The organism is Moorena sp. SIO2C4 (assembly GCF_010672485.1).
Classification (GTDB): Bacteria; Cyanobacteriota; Cyanobacteriia; order Cyanobacteriales; family Coleofasciculaceae; genus Moorena; species Moorena producens.
In genome coordinates this window covers 1-3,882 of record NZ_JAAHGN010000734.1, presented here as the reverse complement: position 1 = coordinate 3,882, position 3,882 = coordinate 1, and the positions used below count along the sequence as shown (strand labels likewise).

Sequence of the window (3,882 nt, the reverse complement as noted above, 5' to 3'; positions counted from 1 at the left end):
AGAGGTTGTCTGAGAAGTCTCATTTGCTACATCCAAGCCCCCTAAATCCCCCAATTTTGGGGGACTTTTAGAAGCAAATTGACTCTTGTTCCCCCCAAAGTTGGGGGGCTAGGGGGGCAAAATTCAGTATCAAAAAACTTGGGAGATATCCTCTTAGATAGAATTCAAAGGAGTTTTTATGCTCGCAGACGGATTTATAACATTATTGAGTCTAGGTTCTGAGTACTACTTTAAATACGAGATTGATGCTCAGACTGGTTTCCAGATTTATTGGATTACAATTCCTGAAGGACTCGATAAGGAACGCTATAGCAAACAAACAATATCCGAGTTTCTAGCAGAATCATCAGTTGCACAAATTCTCAAACCTGGAGAAACCATTGATAAGAGCCTTTATCAAGGTAGCCTAATTTTACCGGGATTACCCGCCTCACCTTTCGATGCATTTTATAATATTGAACTCACCTACGACAGCGATTCATTTACCTTAGGAGTTCAATCTACTGACTCTTTTGGATTTAGTCCCGAAGGCTCAACCCATTTCAAAGATTTAAATCTGAGTTTTACCCAGCAACTTAATTCGGAAACCGCCACTGTCAGTGGAACAGTGACGGCGGTTTTCTCTGGTCAAGATATCGTTCTTGAGGCAGGGGTGAGCGATGGCTCTGAACTAATTTTTAATTACAATCCCAATAATCCTCAGGAAATCCCAATTCAACCCTGGGGCAATTTAGAGTTGACGACTTTTACCGTGCAACCTGGGCCAAATCCTCTTCAACCCCAGGTGCTCTATTGGTTTGGAGAAAAGTCGGGAGAATGGGTTTATGATTGCTCCTTGAGGAATAGCGAAGATGCACCCGCCATCGACTTACGGATTCAAACGGAGCCAGAAACAGTGGAGTGGGGATTAGGGTCTATCGCTGTTAAAGATGGCTTGATCGAGAGTGAAAATGCCACCCTAGAAGCGGCAAACCTAAGTTCTGCTAGCAAACTGATCAAGGCATTCCAAGAGACCAACGAAATCACTATTGCAACCTGGATTAAGCCTAGCCAAACGGGTCAAAAATACCCAGCTATAGTCCTTACTCTATCCGAAGATCCTGAAAATCCCTATGTGACTCTGGCTCAAGGGGATTCAGAATGGCTAAAGGGTTATGGAAATCGGTGGTCGGGGGATTGGTACCATCAAGACGAGTATAGTGTGCTATTGCGCACCAACACTAATGATAGAAACCGATATTGGCAAATCCTGACCACAAGTCCCGACACAGTAACAACCGAGGAGCTAACCTATGTTGTCTATACCTTTTCACAGAATAACTTGGGGGATGAGAGTGATAATGCCAAGGTGTATCTCAATGGAACGCTAGACAATTCAAAATGGATTAATAGCGATGATCAGGAGCGTCATTTTTGGAGAAATAGGCATCAGCAGAGTAATCGTTCGAGAAATAGGAATCAGAGGGGTAATCGTTGGGAAAATCGAGATGATGAGGATTCTCCTTGGAAAAATCGGGATGATCAGGAGGATTCTCCTTGGAAAGATAGGGGTGATAAGGAACTTAAGCCTTGGACAAATCACCCTGCTGTTAAGTTAGCGTTAGCAAATGACGTTTTATTTCTCGATCGCAGGGGCAACTCCCCAAGGAATCAAGATTTCCCTTGGGAAGGGGAACTCTACGAGGTGGCAATTTATGACTCCGCCCTGACACCAGAGGCGATTTACCAGCGCTACTACCCCACCATTGAAATTTTGGGCAACCTGACGCTGACTAATATGCCCAGTCCCTTGGACCAACCCCTAACGGCTGAACTGACTTTGGAGGGTATGCCGGATGTAGAGCACTATTCAGAGTCTAAGCTCAATCTTAAGGTTGACACCTCTGAAATCCGGGAAGTTACTCCTGAGTTTGACTTCACCAAGATTGCCCTGGAATGGCAATCAGAACCTGGAACCTCCCCAAGCTGGTACTTTAAGTGGGGACAAGTGGATAGCACATTATGGAAAACGTCAATTCCCTTTACGGCAGTTCAAGGGGATGCGCCGGGTAAACTTGCCCTCAATTCACCGGAATTAGACCTTCAAATCGGATTAGGACAAATTAATACCCTAGAGGGGTTGTCTCTATTACTGAAACCAGATAGCACGGGTGAGATATGGCAGATGTCTTCCATCACCTCTGTGTCTGAACTGGTACTCCCCCAATTAAGGGATTATCGCCCATTTGATTGGACGGTAGATTTCAAGCTACTCTTTGCTCGTCACGATCAACAACGGAGTCAATTTGACCCCCTCGGGATTGAAGATGGGAAAGTCGTTCTCAAGGGCAATTGGTTGGGAGAAAACCTTGTACTCCATGGCTGGTGGCGCAATGAGCAGTTTGTCCTGGAAGGGCAAAGAAATTTAAGTCTACCGTTTGAAGTTACCTTAGGTCCAATCTTTGAACCTGGTACCTCCCAAAAGATTATCGACCAGGTAGCGATCGCTTCCGTGATGAACGCCACTGTAATCCTGGAACTGACTGAGTTAGGCTTTTTGGCCAAAGTCTCTGGAACCTTTGATTGGACCGATCAAGCAGGAACGGTAAACACCTTTACAGTGCCGGAGTTTACCCTAGTCCGCCCACCGCTGACTCCCAATCACATCCTGGAAGCGATTTTGGAACGGTTAAACTCCCAAGTAGATGTGATCTTTGCGGAACAGTTTCGCCATCAAGCGGACTACTACTTTACGGTGGTGGAGGAAAAACCTGTTATTTATTTGGGGAATGGCAACGACCCTGCTACTATCACCCAAACCACAACATTGCCCCAGTTATTCAACACTGCTGGGGATTCCAATAACATTTCCAGCACGACAGGCATCTTTACCCTGACAGAAAATGCCGATCAAAGCTGCACCCTGACCATAACTCCTCCGGAAAGCAGTGACAATTGGCTAGATCAACTCAAGACCGATTACGACAACTTTATTGCTCAACTAGATACCAACAGTAATCTGATTTCTGGTACCCTCACTCTGGTCAAAACCCGGATTGCTGAACGGATGCCGTTGTTGGTTGAGGAAATTCTCTACTACTACTACGGCTTGGATACTGTTAATGGCTCAGTGGATTTGCAAGCTGGAATGCGGTTACGGGTCGATTACCAAAACTATCAATTCGTTCATCCAGCCCAATCTACGGCTAATTCAGGGTTTGTGGGCAGTGGCACGTCTTACTACAGCCTCAACAGTTATCGGGATAGCACTAACCTAATGATTAATTTTGATGGGTTTTTGTCCCAAATTCAGCCCTATGTCACCACAGATATTGCTACGGTAGGGGCTGGAAGTAGTCTGGATACCTTTAAAGTTGGCTATCAAAAACCCTACTTGCGGCTGGTTTATCCTAGTTTGGCAGCTCCCTCTGCAGGTTCCCTCGATCCCGGACAGGCTGCAACCATTATGGGAGCCGCAACAGTAACAGACCTGGATAAAAAGACAAACGTTGCTAGCTTTTATTTCCGAGGACGAGCAACAGTGATTCCAGAAATTACGGTGGTGCTACAGGAACAACCGGTATTTGTTCCGGTGGGAACGACTTTACGACAACTGATGGAGCAACGTGTCAGTATTCCGTCCGTATCCCTAGGAGAATCCCTACTGAACTCTACCGGAAAACCGAGGTTGAGCCGCCTTTTACACGAAGGGGTGTCTAACGAACCTAGCTATCGGTTTATCTACCTGGACGAAGATAGTCCAGTGCTTGATTTGCATCTGGTCAAAGGCGATCGCATTGTCCTGTAGGGGGTGAACAGATGACTACCTTTACCCAATCAACAGCACAGGCGCTCTACTTTTTACCTGAATCCGTTAACCCTACCCTGCCCTATAGCATTGGG

The 3,882-nt window shown here is 45.9% G+C and carries 1 protein-coding gene; it reads left to right on the top strand.

The annotated features are described in order from the left end of the window. The first annotated feature begins 178 nt into the window (after window positions 1-178). The gene (locus F6K20_RS28095; protein ID WP_287296868.1) at window positions 179-3,787 is read left to right on the top strand and encodes a LamG-like jellyroll fold domain-containing protein; all 3,609 of its coding nucleotides are present in this window, start codon (window positions 179-181) and stop codon (window positions 3,785-3,787) included. Window positions 3,788-3,882 lie beyond the last annotated feature (95 nt).